The organism is Streptomyces sp. NPDC002133 (assembly GCF_040296405.1).
Taxonomy (GTDB): Bacteria; Actinomycetota; Actinomycetes; order Streptomycetales; family Streptomycetaceae; genus Streptomyces.
This window is the reverse complement of sequence record NZ_JBEOXF010000032.1, coordinates 1-17233: the sequence shown is the minus strand read 5'-3', so window position 1 is coordinate 17233 and position 17233 is coordinate 1. Positions and strand designations below refer to the sequence as shown.

At 71.3% G+C, this 17233-nt stretch carries 16 protein-coding genes; 5 read left to right on the top strand and 11 right to left on the bottom strand.

From position 1 onward, the window contains the following. Window positions 1-22: 22 nt before the first annotated feature. The 3 genes from tilS to dacB form a co-directional block, all read right to left on the bottom strand. The gene (tilS, locus tag ABT078_RS26070; RefSeq protein WP_351231710.1) at window positions 23-1111 is read right to left on the bottom strand and encodes a tRNA lysidine(34) synthetase TilS; all 1089 of its coding nucleotides are present in this window, start codon (window positions 1109-1111) and stop codon (window positions 23-25) included. 187 nt (window positions 1112-1298) lie between these two features. Continuing rightward, the gene (locus tag ABT078_RS26065) at window positions 1299-2423 is read right to left on the bottom strand and encodes an Rv3626c family coenzyme F420 biosynthesis-associated protein (RefSeq protein WP_351231708.1); all 1125 of its coding nucleotides are present in this window, start codon (window positions 2421-2423) and stop codon (window positions 1299-1301) included. 275 nt (window positions 2424-2698) lie between these two features. Further along, window positions 2699-4096: a D-alanyl-D-alanine carboxypeptidase/D-alanyl-D-alanine endopeptidase gene (gene dacB / locus ABT078_RS26060; RefSeq protein WP_351231706.1), complete on the bottom strand. Its 1398-nt coding sequence runs from the start codon at window positions 4094-4096 to the stop codon at window positions 2699-2701. A 136-nt stretch (window positions 4097-4232) separates the two neighbouring features. Between dacB and ABT078_RS26055 the strand changes: the two genes are divergently transcribed. Next, window positions 4233-4727: an inorganic diphosphatase gene (locus ABT078_RS26055; RefSeq protein WP_019888410.1), complete on the top strand. Its 495-nt coding sequence runs from the start codon at window positions 4233-4235 to the stop codon at window positions 4725-4727. A gap of 159 nt (window positions 4728-4886) precedes the next feature. Then, window positions 4887-6533 carry a threonine/serine exporter family protein gene (locus ABT078_RS26050; RefSeq protein ID WP_351231704.1) on the top strand — a complete coding sequence of 549 codons (1647 nt, stop codon included), beginning with the start codon at window positions 4887-4889 and terminating at the stop codon, window positions 6531-6533. Between the two features lie 217 nt (window positions 6534-6750). Here the strand turns inward: ABT078_RS26050 and ABT078_RS26045 are convergent, their stop codons facing one another. Next, entirely contained in the window at window positions 6751-7449 is a 699-nt protein-coding gene (locus tag ABT078_RS26045) for a DedA family protein (RefSeq protein WP_351231701.1), read from the bottom strand. A 171-nt stretch (window positions 7450-7620) separates the two neighbouring features. On the opposite strand from ABT078_RS26045, the gene ABT078_RS26040 reads away from it, so the two are divergent. The 3 genes from ABT078_RS26040 to gad all read left to right on the top strand — a co-directional run bounded on the left by ABT078_RS26040 (window position 7621) and on the right by gad (window position 10801). Further along, window positions 7621-7989 carry a YbjQ family protein gene (locus tag ABT078_RS26040; protein ID WP_351231699.1) on the top strand — a complete coding sequence of 123 codons (369 nt, stop codon included), beginning with the start codon at window positions 7621-7623 and terminating at the stop codon, window positions 7987-7989. A 102-nt stretch (window positions 7990-8091) separates the two neighbouring features. Next, window positions 8092-9363, top strand: a complete 1272-nt coding sequence (locus ABT078_RS26035; protein ID WP_351231697.1) for an ion channel protein — start codon at window positions 8092-8094, stop codon at window positions 9361-9363. 13 nt (window positions 9364-9376) lie between these two features. Further along, the gene (gene gad / locus ABT078_RS26030; protein WP_351231695.1) at window positions 9377-10801 is read left to right on the top strand and encodes a glutamate decarboxylase; all 1425 of its coding nucleotides are present in this window, start codon (window positions 9377-9379) and stop codon (window positions 10799-10801) included. Between the two features lie 170 nt (window positions 10802-10971). On the opposite strand, the gene tatC is transcribed toward gad, so the two are convergent. The 7 genes from tatC to ABT078_RS26000 all read right to left on the bottom strand — a co-directional run bounded on the left by tatC (window position 10972) and on the right by ABT078_RS26000 (window position 16961). Continuing rightward, window positions 10972-11820, bottom strand: a complete 849-nt coding sequence (tatC, locus tag ABT078_RS26025) for a twin-arginine translocase subunit TatC (RefSeq protein ID WP_351231693.1) — start codon at window positions 11818-11820, stop codon at window positions 10972-10974. A 93-nt stretch (window positions 11821-11913) separates the two neighbouring features. Next, entirely contained in the window at window positions 11914-12180 is a 267-nt protein-coding gene (gene tatA, locus ABT078_RS26020) for a Sec-independent protein translocase subunit TatA (protein WP_351231691.1), read from the bottom strand. A gap of 200 nt (window positions 12181-12380) precedes the next feature. Continuing rightward, on the bottom strand, window positions 12381-12761 hold the full coding sequence (locus ABT078_RS26015) for a Sec-independent protein translocase subunit TatB (protein ID WP_351231689.1): 381 nt from the start codon (window positions 12759-12761) through the stop codon (window positions 12381-12383). 263 nt (window positions 12762-13024) lie between these two features. Continuing rightward, window positions 13025-14170, bottom strand: coding sequence for an alpha/beta fold hydrolase (locus ABT078_RS26010; RefSeq protein ID WP_351231687.1), 1146 nt, complete (start codon window positions 14168-14170; stop codon window positions 13025-13027). 203 nt (window positions 14171-14373) lie between these two features. Next, window positions 14374-14847, bottom strand: a complete 474-nt coding sequence (locus tag ABT078_RS26005) for a VOC family protein (protein ID WP_351231684.1) — start codon at window positions 14845-14847, stop codon at window positions 14374-14376. A gap of 320 nt (window positions 14848-15167) precedes the next feature. Beyond that, window positions 15168-15530 (bottom strand): cupin domain-containing protein, encoded by a 363-nt coding sequence (locus tag ABT078_RS42820; RefSeq protein ID WP_502981321.1) that lies wholly within the window; start codon window positions 15528-15530, stop codon window positions 15168-15170. A gap of 834 nt (window positions 15531-16364) precedes the next feature. Continuing rightward, window positions 16365-16961, bottom strand: a complete 597-nt coding sequence (locus ABT078_RS26000) for an ABATE domain-containing protein (protein ID WP_351231682.1) — start codon at window positions 16959-16961, stop codon at window positions 16365-16367. Window positions 16962-17233 lie beyond the last annotated feature (272 nt).

Below are 17233 nucleotides of genomic sequence, written 5' to 3'. Positions count from 1 at the left end.
CGGCGCTCGGCCCGCTGCCGGTTCAGCCTTGCCGAATGACCAGTCTGCCACCCTGACGGCGGGCCTCGACGCGGCCGGGCAGATTGATGGCCCCCTGGCCGCGCCAGCCGGTGATCAGCCGCTCGACCTCCTCGATATGCCGCGCGAAGAGCGAACCCGCAGGTGAACCGGCTGCGACCAGGGCCCGGCGGAGCACCCTGCGACGGACGGCCGGGGGCAGTCCGTAGAGCTTCGCGCAGTCGAGAAGGCCGGTTTCGTCACGTACGGACGAGTCCGCGTCGGCGGCCCAGGCGTCCAGGGCGTCGGCATCGTCGCGGGAGAGCTGGGCGGTGCGGGCCAGAGCCTCGACGACGCCCTTGCCGAGCGCCTTCTCGAGGGCGGGCAGCCCTTCGTGGCGCAGCCGCGAGCGGGTGTACGCGGGGTCGGCGTTCATCGGATCGTCCCAGACGGGCAGATGCTGCACGAGGCAGGCCTTGCGGGCGGTCTGCCGGTCCAGGTGGAGGAAGGGACGGCGGTAGCGGCCGGAGGGGGACACGGCGGCCATGCCGGAGAGCGAGCGGGTCCCGGAGCCGCGGGCGAGGCCGAGCAGAACCGTCTCCGCCTGGTCGTCGCGGGTGTGGCCGAGCAGGACGGCGTCCGCGCCGAGCCGTTCGGCGGCCTCGTCCAGGGCGGCGTAGCGGGCGTCGCGGGCGGCGGCCTCGGGGCCGCCGTCGCGGCCGACGGTCACGGCGATCGCCTCGACGGGGTCGAGGCGCAGGTCGGTGAGGCGGGCGGCCACCTCCGCGGCGCGCAGGCTCGAGCCGGCCTGCAGCCCGTGGTCGACGGTGATTCCGCCGGCGCGCACGGACAGCTTGGGGGCCTCGAAGGCGAGGGCGGAGGCGAGCGCCATCGAGTCGGCCCCGCCGGAGCAGGCGACGAGGACGAGCGGTGATCGGTCGGGGCCCTGCCCCTCCGTGTGGCGCCGGTCCGCGGAGCGCCCGCCCGCGTGGCGCGCGGTGCTTGTGGTGACGCCGACTGCGGTGCGTGGGATCTCGGTCAGTTCGTTGAGTACGTCGTGGAGTACGCGGCGGACCGCCAGGCGTATCGCCGCGACCGCAGGATGGGGACCCATGTCCGGTGCCCTTCGTGAAGTTGGGGGTGCCTCGTCGGAGTCATGACGGGGGGATCAGTCACTCAGAGTGCATCGATGGTGACAGAACCGGGGCGTTCCCCGAGCATTGCACGCCTACCCATCGCCCACGGTCCCTCGGATGGGTGATTAGGGAGGCGTCCTCCTGCCGTCGGCCGCATGCCGCTCCTCAGTCTGCCTTACGGTGCACCCTCGCGATCCAGTCCGCCGGTTTGGCGATCTCCGCCTTGGTGGGCAGGGTGTTGGGCGAGGTCCAGACCCGGTTGAAACCGTCCATTCCGACGTCCTCGACGACGGCCCGGACGAAGCGCTCGCCGTCCCGGTACTGGCGCAGCTTCGCGTCGAGGCCGAGCAGCTTGCGCAGGGCCATGTCGAGGCGCGAGGCACCACGGGCGCGGCGTTGCTGGAACTTCTCCCTGATCTCGCCGACGGACGGCACGACCTGCGGGCCCACGCCGTCCATCACGAAGTCGGCGTGGCCTTCGAGCAGGGACATCACGGCGGTCAGCCGGCCGAGGATCTCCCGCTGCTCGGGTGTCTGCACGATCTCCACGAGGGAGCGGCCCTCGTTCTCCTCGCCCTCGGGCCGGCCTCCGGCGAGCGACTGGGCGGCTTCGCGCAGCCGCTCCAGCACGGTCATGGGGTCGACGTCGGTCTCGGCAAGGAACGCCTGGATCTCGCCCTCCAGGTGGTCGCGCAGCCAGGGCACCGCGGTGAACTGGGTGCGGTGCGTCTCCTCGTGGAGGCAGACCCAGAGCCGGAAGTCGTGCGGGGCGACGTCCAGCTCGCGCTCGACGTGGACGATGTTCGGCGCGACGAGGAGGAGGCGGCCGTTGGAGCCCGGGGCACCGGGCAGTTCGCGGGTGGAGGGGGCGAAGGTCTCGTACTGGCCGAGGACCCGGGACGCCAGGAACGAGAGCAGCATCCCCAGTTCGACACCCGTCACCTTGCCGCCGACGACGCCGAACATCGCGCCGCCGGGAGTCGCGGAGCGGCGCTCATGCATCTTGTCCAGCAGCGGTTTCAGCAGTTCGCGGAAGCCTGCGACGTTGGCCTTCACCCAGCCGGCCCGGTCCACGACGAGGACCGGGGTGTCCTCGGGCTCATGCCCTTCGGGGATCATCCGGGTGAAGGCCCGGACGTGCTCTTCGGACGACTTGGCGTGCCGGCGCAGCTCGGCGACGACGGCGCGTGCCTCGTCCCGGCTGACGTCGGGGCCCGGCCGTACGAGGCGGGTCGCGGTCGCGACCGCGAGGTTCCAGTCGACCATCTCGGCACCACCGATGCTCGTCATGCGTCAACCGTACGTTGTCGACGCCATGGTGCGAGCGGGTTGCGCCCCACCGGGCGGCGGTTCCGGGGCCAGGAGCCTGGAGTCTGCGGGGGGTCCTCCCCACCCCGGCCCCTTCCCGAACCGGGTCACGCCCTCAGGCCCCGGGGCACGCCCGATGCCGGTCCGGCCGGCCCCGGGTGTCCGTCCCCGATCGCCGGACGGGCTGGATCCGGAGCCCGGCAGGCGATCGGGGCGCGGGGGTTCGAGGGCGGGGCGGAGCCGGACTCCGTCACCCGTCACCCGATGAGGGCCGCCGCCATGCGGTCCAGGGCCGGTCGGCCGGCGCCGTAGGCGGGGGTGCTGCCGGCCATGAAGGCGAAGGCGAGCAGCCGGCCGTCGCGGGCGACGACCGTGCCGGCCAGGGTGTCCACGCCGGTGAGGCTGCCGGTCTTGGCGCGGACCAGACCTGCGGTGCGGGCCTCGGAGCGGCCGCTGAGGGTGCCGGTGAAGCCGGCGACCGGGAGGCCGGTGAGGACGGGGCGGAGCTCCGGGTGCGCGGGGTCGGCGGCGCGGGCGAGCAGTGCGGTGAGGAGACCGGCGGAGACCTTGTCCGCGCGGTTCAGCCCGCTGCCGTCGGCCAACCGGGCGTGGGCCACGGGCAGTTTGAGCTGCTTCAGCCGTTCGGTGACGGCGATCTGCGCGCCGGCGAAGCTCGCGGGGCGGCGGCCCGCGATCGCGGTCTGGCGGGCGAGGGCCTCCGCGAGATCGTTGTCGCTGTTGGTGAGCGTCCTTTCGACCAGGGCGGACATCGGCGCGGAGAGGGTCTTGGCGACGGGGACGGCCTTGGCCGGGGCCTTGCCCGGGTTCGGGCCCGCCTCGGTGTTGATGCCGCGCACGCCGAGCAACCCGACGAAGGCGGAGGCGGTGTCGCGCGCGGGGTCACCGCCGCGCGGCGCGGGCCCGCTGGTGGAGTTGTCGAGCCGTCCCTCGTTGAGCATCAGGGGGCTGACCGGGGCGATGTTGTTGTTGGGACCGATCGGGTGGCGGGCGGGCCCCGAGTAGAGCGAGGTGTCGTACGACAGCCGGATCGTGCTGACGCCGTGTTCGCGCAGCGCGCGCGCGGTGGAGTCCGCCAGGGTGCGCAGCCGGGGCATGTCGAGGGTGGGGTCGCCGCCGCCGACCAGGGTGATCCCGCGGTAGTCGGGGGCGGCGACGACCGTGGTGGGGATGCGGTGCGCGGGTCCGGTGGCGGAGAGCGCGGCGACCGCCGTGGCGATCTTGATGGTGGACGCGGGGGTCATGAGGGTGCCCTCGCTCTTCCCGTACACCTGCTTGCCCGTGGCGACGTCGACGACCGACGCGGTGAGCACGGGGCCGAGTCCCGGGGTGCGGAGCAGCGGCGTGAGGGCCTTGGCGACGGGCCCGGGGGCCGGCGGGGCGGCCGGGGCCACGGGCGCGGAGAGCACTCCGGGGGCGCTCGGCGCGGGCGCGGGCCCGGGCGGCGCGGCAGGTGCGGTCGCGGGGGGCTGGTGATGTGCGCCACCTGTGCGGGCCAGGGCAGCGGCCCGGTCACGCTCGGCCTTACGCTGACCGGAGTCCCAGGGACCGGCCGCGGCCACCGCCCCGGCCGCGACGGCGAGGCCTACCACGGCCGCGCCTGCCGTGAGCTGCCACGTTCTGCGGTCGGGTACCACTGACCAGCCCCTTTCGCGATCACACACCTGCGTAGGGGACACTTAATCACTGCGCCCTGCCGCGAGCATGGCACCCGGCGGGTCCGCCGGGCACAGCGTCACCTACATATGTGTTGATCATGGAGGAGTGCCACCCGTGGAGTTCGACGTCACCATCGAGATCCCGAAGGGGTCGCGGAACAAGTACGAGGTGGACCACGAGACCGGCCGGATCCGTCTGGACCGTCGCCTCTTCACCTCGACCAGCTACCCGGCCGACTACGGCTTCGTCGAGAACACCCTCGGCGAGGACGGCGACCCGCTGGACGCCCTGGTCATCCTTGACGAGCCGACGTTCCCCGGCTGCCTGATCAAGTGCCGCGCCATCGGCATGTTCCGCATGACGGACGAGGCCGGCGGCGACGACAAGCTGCTGTGCGTCCCGGCCTCCGACCCGCGTGTGGAGCACCTGCGGGACATCCACCACGTGTCCGAGTTCGACCGCCTCGAGATCCAGCACTTCTTCGAGGTCTACAAGGACCTGGAGCCCGGCAAGTCCGTCGAGGGCGCGAACTGGGTCGGCCGCGCCGAGGCCGAGGCCGAGATCGAGGCCTCCTACAAGCGTCTCGAGGCGCAGGGCGGCGCGCACTGACGCGCACCCGATGAGCTGGCCGGGCGGTGCACCCCAGACGGGGTGCACCGCCCGTCGCATACTGGGCGCAGCACAGTGCCTCGGCCTGGGCGCAGCACAGTGCCTCGGCCTGGGCGCAGCACAGTGCCCAGTCGCGGAAGAGGAATCGGGAGAGCGGTCGTGGCGGAGCCGGAGAGGCCGGCGGAGGACCGGAAGCCGCAGTCGGACGAGGCCCACAGCGCCTTCACCCCGCCGGGGGGTGTGGAGCAGCCGGGACCGCCCGAGGAGGACCATCCGTCCTCCGAGTTCGCCGTTCCCAGGGGCCTGTCGGCCGAGCCCGCGGCCGAGCGCGAGGGCTCGGCGTTCGCCCGGCCGTCGACGTACCGGGCGAAGGAGTCCCCGCCGGCCTACACGCCGGCCTACGGCTCCCCGGTGATCCAGCTGTCCAAGGACGCCCCGTGGCAGGACCGGATGCGCGCGATGCTGCGGATTCCGGTGAGCGAGCGGCCGATGCCGGAGCCGGTGCAGCCGCCGGGCGAGACGGGGCCCGCCGTGCCGCGCGTGCTCGACCTGACGCTGCGCATCGGCGAGCTGCTGCTCGCTGGCGGTGAGGGCGCCGAGGACGTCGAGGCGGCGATGCTCGCCATCACCAGTTCGCACGGGCTCGACCACTGCGAGCCGACCGTCACCTTCACGCTGCTGTCGATCACGTACCAGCCGTCGCTCGTCGAAGATCCTGTGACGGCGAACCGTACGGTGCGGCGCCGGGGCACCGACTACACCCGGCTGACCGCCGTCTACCAGCTCGTCGCCGACATCAGCGCCGAGGACCACGACGTCAAGCTGGACGAGGCGTACCGGCGCCTGGCGGAGATCCGCCGCAACCGGCACCCGTACCCCGGCTGGGTGCTGACCTCGGCGGCGGGCGTGCTGGCCGGGGCGGCATCGGTGCTGGTGGGCGGCGGGCCGCTGGTGTTCCTGGCGGCCGCGGTCGGGGCGATGCTGGGCGACCGGCTGGCGTGGCTGTGCGCGGGGCGCGGGCTGCCGGAGTTCTACCAGTTCATGGTGGCGGCGATGCCGCCCGCGGCGATCGGGGTCGCGCTCAGCGCGCTCCACGCGGATCTGCGGCCGTCCGCCGTCATCACCGGCGGACTGTTCGCGCTGATCCCGGGGCGGGCACTGGTGGCGGCCGTGCAGGACGGTCTCACCGGCTTCTACATCACGGCGTCGGCGCGGCTGCTGGAGGTCGCCTACTTCTTCGTGGCGATCGTGGTCGGCGTGCTCACCGTGCTGTACGTGGGCGTGCAGTTCGAGGCGAACCTCAGTCCGGAGGGGTCGCTGAGCATCGTCGAACGGCCCGTGGTGCAGATCCTGGCGTCGATGGTCCTGTGCCTGACCTTCGCGATCCTGCTGCAACAGGATCGCTCCACCGTCCTGATCGCGGCGGCGAACGGCGGGGTCGCATGGGTGATCTACGCGGCGATCGCCGTGACGGCGGGAGGCTCGGCCGTCCTGGCAACGGCCGTGGCGGCGGGGCTGGTCGGTCTCTTCGGGCAGTTGCTGGCGCGCTATCAGCAGACCTCGTCACTGCCGTACGTGACGGCGGCGATCGGTCCACTGCTGCCCGGTAGCGCCATGTACTTCGGGGTCCTGCACATCGCGCAGAACAACATGGACCTGGGCTTCGCCTCGCTGGCGAGGGCGGTGGCCCTGGCGCTGGCGATCGCGATGGGGGTGAACCTGGGCGGCGAGCTGGCCCGGTTGTTCCTGCGCAGCCCGGCGGCGGCAGGCAGGCGCCGCGCGGCCAAGCGGACGCGTGGCTTCTAGCGGCTCAGGGCCCTGCGGCGGCGAGTGGGCCGAGGGGGCGCGCGGCCCGCGGCCGGAGGCCGCTGTCGAACACGGCGAAAGGGAAGCCGCGACCATGTGCGGCTACCGCCGCGCGAGGAACCGAGCAGGATCGGCCGTCGACGCACGCCGAAGCGACCAGGGCCCGGTTCTCCCCCGCCGGAGGCAAAGGAAGAACCGGGCCCTCAGCAGCAGGGCCTCAACGCTTGGCGTGGCGGCCGCGCGAGGCGTTCTGCGCCGCCCGGGCAGCGGCCTCCGGGTCGGCCGCGGCCGCCTTCTTGCCCTTGGACCGGGCGCGAAGGAACTCGATCACGATCGGGAGGACCGAGATGAGCACGATGGCGATGAGAATCGCCTCGACGTTCTTGTGGACGAAATCGACCTTGCCGAGGGCGGCGCCGAGCAGCGTGACGCCCGCGCCCCAGAGAGTGCCGCCGATGATGTTGTAGGTGACGAACGAGCGGTAGTTCATCCGGCTGACACCGGCGATGATCGGCGTGAACGTCCGCACGATGGGCACAAAGCGGGCCAGGACCAGGGACTTCGGGCCGTACTTCTCGAAGAACTCGTGGGCCTTCTCCACGTTCTCCTGCTTGAAGAGCCTGGAGTCCGGGCGCTTGAAGAGGGCGGGGCCGACCTTGCGGCCGAAGAGATAGCCGACCTGGTCGCCGATGATCGCGGCCAGCACCACGAGCGTGCAGACCACCCACAGGGGCTGCTTGATGACATCGGTCGTCACCAGCAGACCCGTCGTGAACAGCAGCGAGTCGCCGGGCAGGAAGAATCCGATGAGCAGTCCGGACTCGGCGAAGACGATGACGAGGACGCCGATCAGACCGAACGTGGCGATCAGATAGTCCGGGTCCAGCCAGCTCGGTCCGAGCGCAAGGGTGTTCACGAGGTCCGGGCTCCTGTGGTGTTGAAGGTCGATCGGCTGCGTGCACGTGTGCCGTACGGCGGGTCGGTCGGCGTGTCGGCAACCCAAAGCTATCAACGCATCCGGGTGACCACGGGTTCCACCGGCCCTCTCCGGATGCGGGGTGAACTGACGGCAACGAAGCTGTGCCCCATGGGCATCGATGACTACGGCGGCGGACAGGGCAAGCACCCCGATGTGCTGGTCGTCACGACGAACGACGTGCCGGGCCACGACGTGCAGCACGTGATCGGGGAGGTCTTCGGGCTCACGGTCCGCTCGCGGCACCTGGGCAGTCAGATCGGCGCGGGGCTCAAGTCGATGATCGGCGGCGAGCTGAAGGGCCTGACGAAGACCCTCGTGGAGACGCGCAACCAGGCGATGGAGCGCCTGGTCGAGCAGGCACGGGCGCGTGGCGCGAACGCGGTGCTCATGTTCCGCTTCGACGTCACCGAGGCGGCCGACGTGGGCACGGAGGTCTGCGCCTACGGCACCGCCGTGGTGATCGCCCCGCGGGCGTGATGCGCGTCCGTACCGGGTCGGGCGCCGGTGGGCGTACCGAGGAGCCCGGGTGCGCGGTGAGTTCACCGATTGTGCACCATTCGTGCCGTTATCGTGAGCCGCGTGACGACGACCGACCATCCCCCGGCGGCAACCCCGGCGCGGGCGCTGCTGCCGCTGGTCCTCCCCGCGCTGGTCGTCGGCGCCGCGTCGAGCCTGCTTCTGCTCGCCGTGACCGAAGTCTCGGACCAGCTCAAGAACGTGCTGTGGGAGGTCCTGCCCGATGCCATCGGCATCGGCCGGTACTCGGCACCCTGGGTGATCGCCGTGCTCACGGCGACGGGCCTCGCGGTCGGGCTCGTGGTGTGGAAGGTGTACGGGCACGCCGGGCCCGATCCGGCCACGACGGGGCTCGTCGACCCGCCGCTGCCCGCCTCGGTTGTGCCGAGCCTGCTGCTGGCTGCCATGCTCGCGCTGGCGGGCGGCGTCAGCCTGGGCCCCGAGAACCCCATCACCGCCGCGAACATCGCGCTCGCGGCCTGGCTGGGCAGCAAGGCGATGCGCGGCTCGGACGCGGAGCTGTGGGCGGCGCTGGCGGCAGCGGGAACGGTCGGGGCGCTGTTCGGCACGCCCGTGGCGGCCGCGCTGATCCTCACCGAGTCCCTCGCCGCACGCCCGGCACCCGGCGCGCTGTGGGACAAGCTGTTCGCCCCGCTCATCGCGGGCGGGGCCGGTGCACTGACCACCGTACTGATCGCGCATCCGACGTTCGATCTCTCGCTGCCGGCGCTGTCGGGGTCGCGCTGGGGCGATGTGCCGGCGGCACTGGCGGTCTCGTCGCTGGGCGCGCTGGTGGGGATGGCGGCCGTCCATGCGTTCCCGTACCTCCATGCCGCCTTCCGGCGGCTCGGGCACCCCGTACTGACACTCACCGTCGGCGGGCTGGTGCTGGGGCTGCTCGGGGCCCTGGGTGGCGAGCTCACGCTGTTCAAGGGCCTGGAGGAGGTGAAGGTGCTGGCGGCGGACCCGTCGGGCTGGTCGTCCGGGCAGTTCGCGCTGATGACGATCGTGAAGCTGGCCGCCCTCACGGTCGCGGCGACGTGCGGGTTCCGTGGCGGGCGGATCTTTCCCAGCATCTTCGTGGGGGTCGCCCTGGGTCTTGGCGTGAGCGCGCTCGTGCCCGAGGTGCATCCGACGCTCGGGGTGGTCTGCGCAGTGCTCGGGGTGCTGCTGGCGGTGACCCGGCAGGGCTGGCTGAGCCTGTTCGCCGCGGCGATCCTGGCCGCCGACCCACACGTCTTCCCGCTGCTGTGCATCGCCCTGCTGCCGGCCTGGCTGCTGGTGACCGGGCGGCCCCAGATGCAACTCCACGACGACGGCACACCCCTGCGCTGAAAGGCGATCGGACATGGCACTGCACAAGGGCGGTACCCATCGCGAGGAGAGCGAGGAGCGCCGCAGGCTCTCGCTCAACCCGTTCTACGGGGAGGCGGATCCGACCGGTTCGATGACCTCGGCGCCGCCCAAGCACCAGCTGCCGGACGGGCCGATGGCGCCCTCGACGGCCTATCAGCTGGTCCACGACGAGTTGATGCTGGACGGCAACTCGCGGCTGAACCTGGCCACGTTCGTCACGACGTGGATGGAGCCGGAGGCCGGCGTGCTGATGGCGGAGTGCCGCGACAAGAACATGATCGACAAGGACGAGTACCCGCGGACGGCCGAACTGGAGCGGCGCTGCGTGGCCATGCTCGCCGACCTCTGGCACGCGCCGGACCCGCCGTCGACGGTGGGCTGCTCGACGACGGGGTCGAGCGAGGCCTGCATGCTCGCCGGGATGGCACTGAAGCGTCGGTGGGCGAAGCGGAACGCGGACCGGTACCCCGGTACCGGAGCCCGGCCGAATCTCGTCATGGGCGTCAATGTGCAGGTCTGCTGGGACAAGTTCTGCAACTTCTGGGAGGTGGAGCCGCGGCTGGTCCCGATGGAGGGCGACCGCTTCCACCTCGACCCGCAGGCGGCGGCCGACCTCTGCGACGAGAACACGATCGGCGTGATCGCGATCCTGGGGTCCACCTTCGACGGGTCGTACGAACCCGTCGCCGAGGTCTGCGCGGCGCTGGACGGGCTGAAGGAGCGCACCGGCCTGGACATCCCGGTCCATGTGGACGGGGCGTCCGGAGCGATGGTGGCGCCCTTCGTGGACGAGGACCTGGTCTGGGACTTCCAGCTGCCGAGGGTGTCGTCGATCAACACCTCGGGGCACAAGTACGGGCTGGTCTACCCGGGGGTGGGGTGGGCGCTGTGGCGCTCGCCGGAGGACCTCCCCGAGGAGCTGGTCTTCCGGGTCAACTACCTCGGCGGCGACATGCCGACGTTCGCGCTCAACTTCTCGCGGCCCGGCGCCCAGGTGGTGGCGCAGTACTACACCTTCCTCAGGCTCGGCCGCGCGGGCTACCGGGCAGTGCAGCAGACCACCCGGGACGTGGCGCGGAGTCTGGCCGAGAAGATCGACGCACTGGGCGACTTCCAACTGCTCACCCGAGGTGACCAGTTGCCGGTCTTCGCCGTCACGACGGCCCCGGGCGTCAAGAACTTCGACGTCTTCGACGTGTCCCGGCGACTGAGGGAGAACGGCTGGCTGGTTCCCGCCTACACCTTCCCGCCCAACCGCGAGGACCTTTCGGTCCTGCGATTCGTCTGCCGCAACGGCTTCTCGGCGGACCTCGCGGCGCTGCTGGTGGAGGATCTGAAGCGTGTCATGCCGGATCTGCGGGTGCAGACCGCACCCCAGAGCAAGGACAAGGCGGTTGCCACCGGCTTCCACCACTGAGGCGCAGGCGCAGGCACGGGCACGGGCCCAAGAACGGCACGGTCACAGGCACAGGCACAGAGCAGGGGAACGGCACGCGCCACGCACCCGCTCCTCCCCTCTGTGCCGGGTCCGTGGGGACACGGGCGGCGTGGCCCGCCGCGTGCCGGCTGCCTGCCCGGAGCGGCGCGTCACGGCCGGCCGATGGAGGTGCTGTCGCGGGGGACGACGGGCGCCGGTGTCAGGCCCATGGGGGATGCTTGCGTGTCCTGCAGGCTTCCGCCCGGCTCGGCTCTGCCGGTGCGCTTCCGGCGGCGATCGTTGCACCAGGCGGTCGCGCACGCTCCGAGGTACAGCAGGCTGATGGGTACGGCGAGCAGCAGCATGCTGAGCGGGTCCGTGCTGGGAGTGGCGAGCGCTGCGAAGGCGGCGATGCCCATGAGCATGCCGCGCCACCAGCCGATCATCCGGCGCGCGGTGATCACGCCGCCGAGGTTGAGCAGCACGAGGAAGACCGGGAGTTCGAAGGAGAGACCGAAGACGAGGACCATGCGGGTGGCCAGGTCGAGGAAGTCGTCGACGGGCAGGAGGTTGGTGGTCTCGTCCGGGGTGAAGGAGATCAGCACGCGTGCCGTGGTGGGCAGGATCCAGTACGCCACCGCGGCGCCTGACAGGAACAGGGGGATACCGGCCCCGAGGAAGACCAGTGTGTACTTCCTCTCGTGGCGGTGCAGCCCTGGCGCGACGAAAACCCACAACTGATACAGCCACACCGGGCTCGCGGCGACGACTCCCGCGGTGATCGACACTTTCAGCGCGAGGGAGAAGGGTGAGAGAAGACCGTTGAGGGAGATCACGCCGCAGCGCTCCGCATCGGTCCCGCCGCCCAGTCCGCCCGGGGCACAGCCAGGCAGGGGATCGATGAGGAATCCGATCAGTTGCTTGTAGAAGAGGGCTGCGACGACCGTGACGAGCAGGATCGCTCCGACCGCCTTGATCAGGCGGTTTCGCAGCTCGCGGAGGTGCTCTCCCAGGGGCATCCGTGCAGCGTCGTGCGATGTAGGGGTGGGCATGGGCAGTCACGGTCCCTTCATGTGCGGCCCGCACAGGTGTCTGTCAGTGGTTCCGGCTCTTCAACGCCGGTGAGGGACGTCTGCCTCAGCCGCTTCCGGGGCCGCGTGTCGGCCGTCGGCCACGGACTGCAGGGCAGGGGTGGCGGCGGACCCGTCGGTGTGCGCTTCGCCCGCCTCGTCCTTGCGCATGGCTTTGGTCTCGCTCTTGAGAATCCGCAGCGACTGCCCGAAGGAACGGGCCATATCGGGAAGGCGCTTGGCGCCGAAGAGGAGCAGGACGACGACGAGGATGAGGATGATCTCGGGGGCTCCGAGCCTGCCGAACATGGGCGTTTCCTTTCTGAGGGACGAAGGCGCAGGAGCGGCGCTCCTGTGCCGTTGGCCCGGCTGCCGGCGGATGCGGGAGCCTTGCCCTGGGTGCTGATCGGTGCCTTGACGGACGGGTCGGCGACGACCGCAGCAGCTGGTGGGTGGGGCGGCGGCAGGGCGCCGTTATGGCCCCTCCGGTTCCCGGCGCCGGTGGTTGCTCAACGCCGGTGGTCGGCGGTTGTGGCGGTCGGGCCCGGTCCGGCGGACTTCCCGGAGTCCTTCGAGGCCTTTGTCGCGGCGCTGCCGAGCGGTTCTTCGAAGTCGAAGCCGGCAGCCGGCTCGGTCAGGGCCAGGCTCTCGTCACTCAGCAGCTTCTTGGTCACGAGTGCCTTCGGATTGAGGTCCTCGAGGTTCAGGTCCTTGAGCTCAGGGGGGAGTTCGTCGCGAATGCTCGCCTGAGCACTCTGCGAAAGCTCGCGGACCTTGCGCAGCGTACGAGCGGTGTCGGACACCAGCTTGGGCAGCTTGTCGGGCCCGACCAGAACGACGGCCAGCACGATCAGCGTCACAACTTCGAGCGGGCCGATGTCGGAGAACATCTACGACTCCCGTCTGGGATGGTGAAGGGTCCGTCGTTCCCGGGCAGGCGCCGCAGCGCCTCGAGCCGGTTGTACGGACACGGCGGCCGCCCGAATGCGGAGCGGCCTCGCGACGGCGTGGGGGCTGTCCCGGCCTACCGCCCGGATGCGCCCGCGCCATCACGTGGCGTTCGCCTGGTCCTGTCCGCCGGGACACCGGCGGACAGGACCGACACGGCCGGCAGCTCCGCGTCAAGAGCGGCGGGACGTCCGGGCAGTTCCCACTAGCGAAGCGAGCGGGACGCGGCGGCAGTGCGGTACGGGGCCAGGAACTCGGTCAGCGCCGCCAGCATCTCCTTGGGTGCCTGCTCGGCGACCCAGTGGCCGGAGCCGGGAATGACCACGCCCCGCACGTCGCCGGCGAGTTTCTGCATCTCGCCCGCGACCGCTGGACCCCAGCTCTCCGATCCGCCGATCGCCAGGACGGGCATCGCCAGCTTCCTCTTCGCGCGCTCGCCGTTCTGCGTGACGGTGGCGTCCCACGCGCGGTAGAAGCCGAAGCTGCCGCGCAGGGCCTCGGGGTCGGAGAACAGCCGGAAGTAGTAGTCGCGCGCGTAGTCGGGCAGCCTCTCCCCGCCCTGGATGTCGAACTCGTAGCCGAAGAAGAGCTCTTCCCGTCCCCTGACGAGCTTCTCGGTCAGCTCGTGGTCGACCCGGTTGAAGGGGATGTGCCAGAGCCTGTTGTTGAGCGGCGCCGGCTCGAACAGGAGCGGTGAGGCCTCCTTGCGCGGAGGCCCGGGGACCTCGGCGAGGGCCAGGTACTCGACCCGGTCCGGGTGATCCGCGGCCAGCGCGTAGCTGATGATCATCCCGGTGTCGTGGCCGGCCACCGCGAACCGGTCGTAGCCGAGCGCGTCCATCAGCGCGACCAGGTCGTCGGCGAGGGTGCCGGTGTCGTACCCGCCCTTGGGCTTCTCGGTGAGCCCGATACCGCGCTGGTCGACTGCGATGACCGTGAAGTCCCGGGCCAGTGCGGGCATCACCATGCGCCACGCGTACCAGTTCTCCGGCCAGCCGTGTACCAGCAGCAGCGGCGGTCCGTCGCCTCCGATGACCGCGTGCTGGCGCAGTCCGCCCGCCTGGATGAACCGGCTGGTGAACGTCTTCCCGAACCCTGCGGGGAGTCGCGGAGCCGTGGAGACCGAGCCGAAGCCCTTCGGCCTGCGGATGGCGGAGGCCTCGGTGGCGGCGGTGGTGGCGGTGGCAGACGGCGCGAGTCCCCCGACCAGCGAGATGCCGGTGGCGGCTGCGGCAGAAGCAGCCGCGCCGCCGACGAAGGCGCGTCGCGAGAACCCGCGCCGGGCGCGGTGCGACGACGGCTCTCGTCCGGGGCCGTCCTGGGCCGGCGGCTCCGTGGGAGGCATGTTCATGAGAATTTCCTTTGGCAATGTTTCTCGAGCGTCACGGCGTGGGCGGGACCTCGATATCGAGGAGCGCGCGCGATTGAGGAGCGTGTGCGCGCGGTGCCGGGATCCGGCCGCCGGCCACGCCGGGGCTGCGTTCGAGGGCTGAACGGACGGGCCGCCACCAGGCTGGTCGCGGCCCGTCGCACCTGTGAGTGACTGACGCGGTGTCAGCGGCCCGGGAACCGCTGCTTGATCTCCTGCAGCACCCAGCCGTTGCCGTCGGGGTCACTGAAGGTGGCGAAGGAGCCGTAGGAGGCGCGGTCGGGGTGCAGGCCGGCAAGCCGCCCCTGTCCCTCGACCTGGTGGGTGACCTCTCCGGCCTCGTGGCCGTGGTACAGGAGTCCTCCGGCGTCGTGGAACACCTCGCTCACCTCGATGCCGCGACCGACGAGCTCCGCGCGGGCCTCCTCGATGTCGAAGACGGCGAGGTACAGGCCCTGTGCCGAGCCCGGCGCCGCAGAGGTCATCCCGGTGCCGAACATGATCGAGCACTCGGAGCCGGGCGGCGTGAGGTGCACCGCGCGCCAGTCCTCACTGACGGCCTTGTCGACATCCAGACGGAATCCCATCGCCTCGTAGAAGGCCTTGGCCCGATCGACATCGGAGACGGGCAGCACGGTGACTTCGAGCTTCATGTACATGTGGGGCTCTTTCTTTCTTTACGTCGGTGAATCTCGCACCCGCGAGTCACCGGTTCCATGGGTGCCCGGGGTCGGCACCGGGGCGCTTGTTCCCGGGTCCACTCCGCGAGCGGGTGCGGCCCGGTCGTCGACGCGACCCTTCAGCCGCGCCCCCGGAGCGGCTCGCATGTCCCTCTCCGTCCGAGCGCCGAGACCGGCGAAGCGGCGGCTTGTCGGCTACCACCGCGCCGAAGGTGCCTGCGCGGCACGTGCGGGACGGGAGAAGGGCTCGGGCGGGCCGCGCCGAGGCTCTTCAGCATGGCGGGGTACGTTCGCCATAGTTAGGACCGTAAGCCGTTAGCACATAACATGCAACTTCTCGAGGGGAGGCGAACGTCACTACCTGGCCTGCGCGGGCCGTCGGGCTCGGCCGAGCAGTTCGACGGCAAACCCAGCGCGGGCCGTTTCGCCTGCGCCTTCGGGAGACGGACGACGGCCGGCAGGCCGGACAGCAACGGGTGACGGCGCTCTTCGCTCATTTCCTGACGCCCGCACAACGGCACGGTCACTTCGTCGTCGAGCGAGAGTGCCCTGATGGAGGTGACGGTGCGGGGGTCGCCCCCGGGCGCTTCGGCCGGGAGGCGGCACCAAGTCGGCGTGCGGTCAGGTCGCGGTGCCGGCGCGGCACCGAGTACCGGTCTCACCGGCAGTCACAGCGGCACGTCCGAGGACGGACGGCGCGGCAGCGCGGCGAAGAGAGCGCCGACCCGAGCAATCGCGGGCGACATCCACGGCACCCGGCACGCCCTCCCCCCACCAGGGCGGATCAGGTTCTGGCGGGCTTGGCGTCGCGGTGGACCACAGCGGCGCTGAGCGCCTCCTCGAGCGCCTGGCAGATCTGCCGGCCTCAGCACACCAGTTGCGCCGCGGCGGGCAGGCCGCGCTCGAGGACCCGGTTCAGCAGTGTCCCCTCGACCAGCTCGATCACCAGGTACGCGAGGGGCCGGCCGCCTGCGCCTCGCCGACGTGTGTTGGGTGACGACGTGCTCGTGGCACAGAGCGACCGCGGCCCGCACCTCCCCGTACAGGCGCGTGGCCGGCGTCTCCTCGCCCGGCCGGGCGAGGGCCTTGACCGTGACGGGGCGGTTCGAGCCGCTCGTCGACGCCGCGCCGGACTTCGCCCGTCCCGCCGGCGCCGAGAAGCCGGCCGACAGCCGCCCGCCAGACGGTGCGCGCGGTGGTGTTCGACTACAGGGCGGTCGTGGGCACGCCGACGCGCGCGTACGACGGGATCACCGAGGTGTTGCACTGACTGGAGGAACGGGATGTGGTCCGGGTACTGCTGACCCACGACCTGATGGACGCCGCAACCGTCACCGCCGCGTCCGGACCTTCCCGGCCCGCCCTGAAGGCGTTGGGCACGGCGTGGTCCCCGCCTGCGCACGCAGGGCGGGCGGACTGCCGAACGGTGCAGGCGGACACCGCATCCCCAGGGGCGGCAAGCTCCCCCTCACGCCTCACGGCGCTGTCGGGTCGGCTCAGTGAGTGGCACCCAGTTCCTTCTTTCTCTGCCGGTAGGCCCGCATGGACGCACGCGAGCCGCATTTCGTGCCGCAGAAGCCGGCAGAGCTGTTCCTCGTCCGGTCGAAGAAGCCGAAGTGACACGGCTCGTGCCGGCACGCCCGCACCCTGTCCCACACGCCTGCCTGGGCGAGTTCGGTGACGTTCGCCAATACGGTGCCGAACAGCCCGGGGACGCCGGTCTGTGCGGTCTCCAAGGACGCCCCCGAGGCCGTGACGACCGTCATCAGCGGATACCGGGACGCGATAAGGCGCAGGTACTCCTCCGCCTGAGCGAGTACCTCGGGTGTGGTGTCCTTGTCGCCGGAGTGAGTGAGCAGCACACTGATCAAGGCTTCGCGCAGCTCGCGCGCGGCGGCCGCGTCGGCCTCCGTGACGCGGGCGGTCTGCGAGGCCATGGCGTTTTCCAGCAGCCATGCGTGCAGGTCCTGGGCGCTTCCGAAGCGCTCCTTCAGCCGGTGGGGTCCGGCGGGGTGCGTGTTGACGAATTGCAGGACGACATCAGCCTCCGGCGGCTGGGCCAGCGGGCTGCGCTCGGTCGTTATCGGGGGCATCGTCGACCTCCTTGCTCGAAGGAAGGTTAAGCCATCCCGGGTTATGTGCGAAACCATTACGGTGGCAATTTTCTTCCCGTGAGGTGCGGTGTCCCTCCCAGGGCGCGGAGCGGAGCCCGGACGGAGGCCCGGCAGGGCGCGTGTGACTGTGCCGGCGCGTCGCTGATGCCGTGGCCGCGGGCGGCGTCCCAGGACCCGCCCGGCAAACGAAGCGCCGGCTAGGTGGCCGAAACCGTGCACGAAGTCATCGTGGAGCCGACCGATGGCCAAAC

Bases quoted from the DNA above. Each gene is read 5' to 3' on its own strand.
- ABT078_RS26000 (WP_351231682.1), bottom strand. From the start codon at position 16,961: ATGCCCCCGATAACGACCGAGCGCAGCCCGCTGGCCCAGCCGCCGGAG.
- gad (WP_351231695.1), top strand. From the start codon at position 9,377: ATGGCACTGCACAAGGGCGGTACCCATCGCGAGGAGAGCGAGGAGCGC.
- ABT078_RS26015 (WP_351231689.1), bottom strand. From the start codon at position 12,761: ATGTTCTCCGACATCGGCCCGCTCGAAGTTGTGACGCTGATCGTGCTG.
- ABT078_RS26005 (WP_351231684.1), bottom strand. From the start codon at position 14,847: ATGTACATGAAGCTCGAAGTCACCGTGCTGCCCGTCTCCGATGTCGAT.
- ABT078_RS26010 (WP_351231687.1), bottom strand. From the start codon at position 14,170: ATGAACATGCCTCCCACGGAGCCGCCGGCCCAGGACGGCCCCGGACGA.
- ABT078_RS26065 (WP_351231708.1), bottom strand. From the start codon at position 2,423: ATGACGAGCATCGGTGGTGCCGAGATGGTCGACTGGAACCTCGCGGTC.
- tatA (WP_351231691.1), bottom strand. From the start codon at position 12,180: ATGTTCGGCAGGCTCGGAGCCCCCGAGATCATCCTCATCCTCGTCGTC.
- tatC (WP_351231693.1), bottom strand. From the start codon at position 11,820: ATGCCCCTGGGAGAGCACCTCCGCGAGCTGCGAAACCGCCTGATCAAG.
- ABT078_RS26040 (WP_351231699.1), top strand. From the start codon at position 7,621: ATGGGCATCGATGACTACGGCGGCGGACAGGGCAAGCACCCCGATGTG.
- tilS (WP_351231710.1), bottom strand. From the start codon at position 1,111: ATGGGTCCCCATCCTGCGGTCGCGGCGATACGCCTGGCGGTCCGCCGC.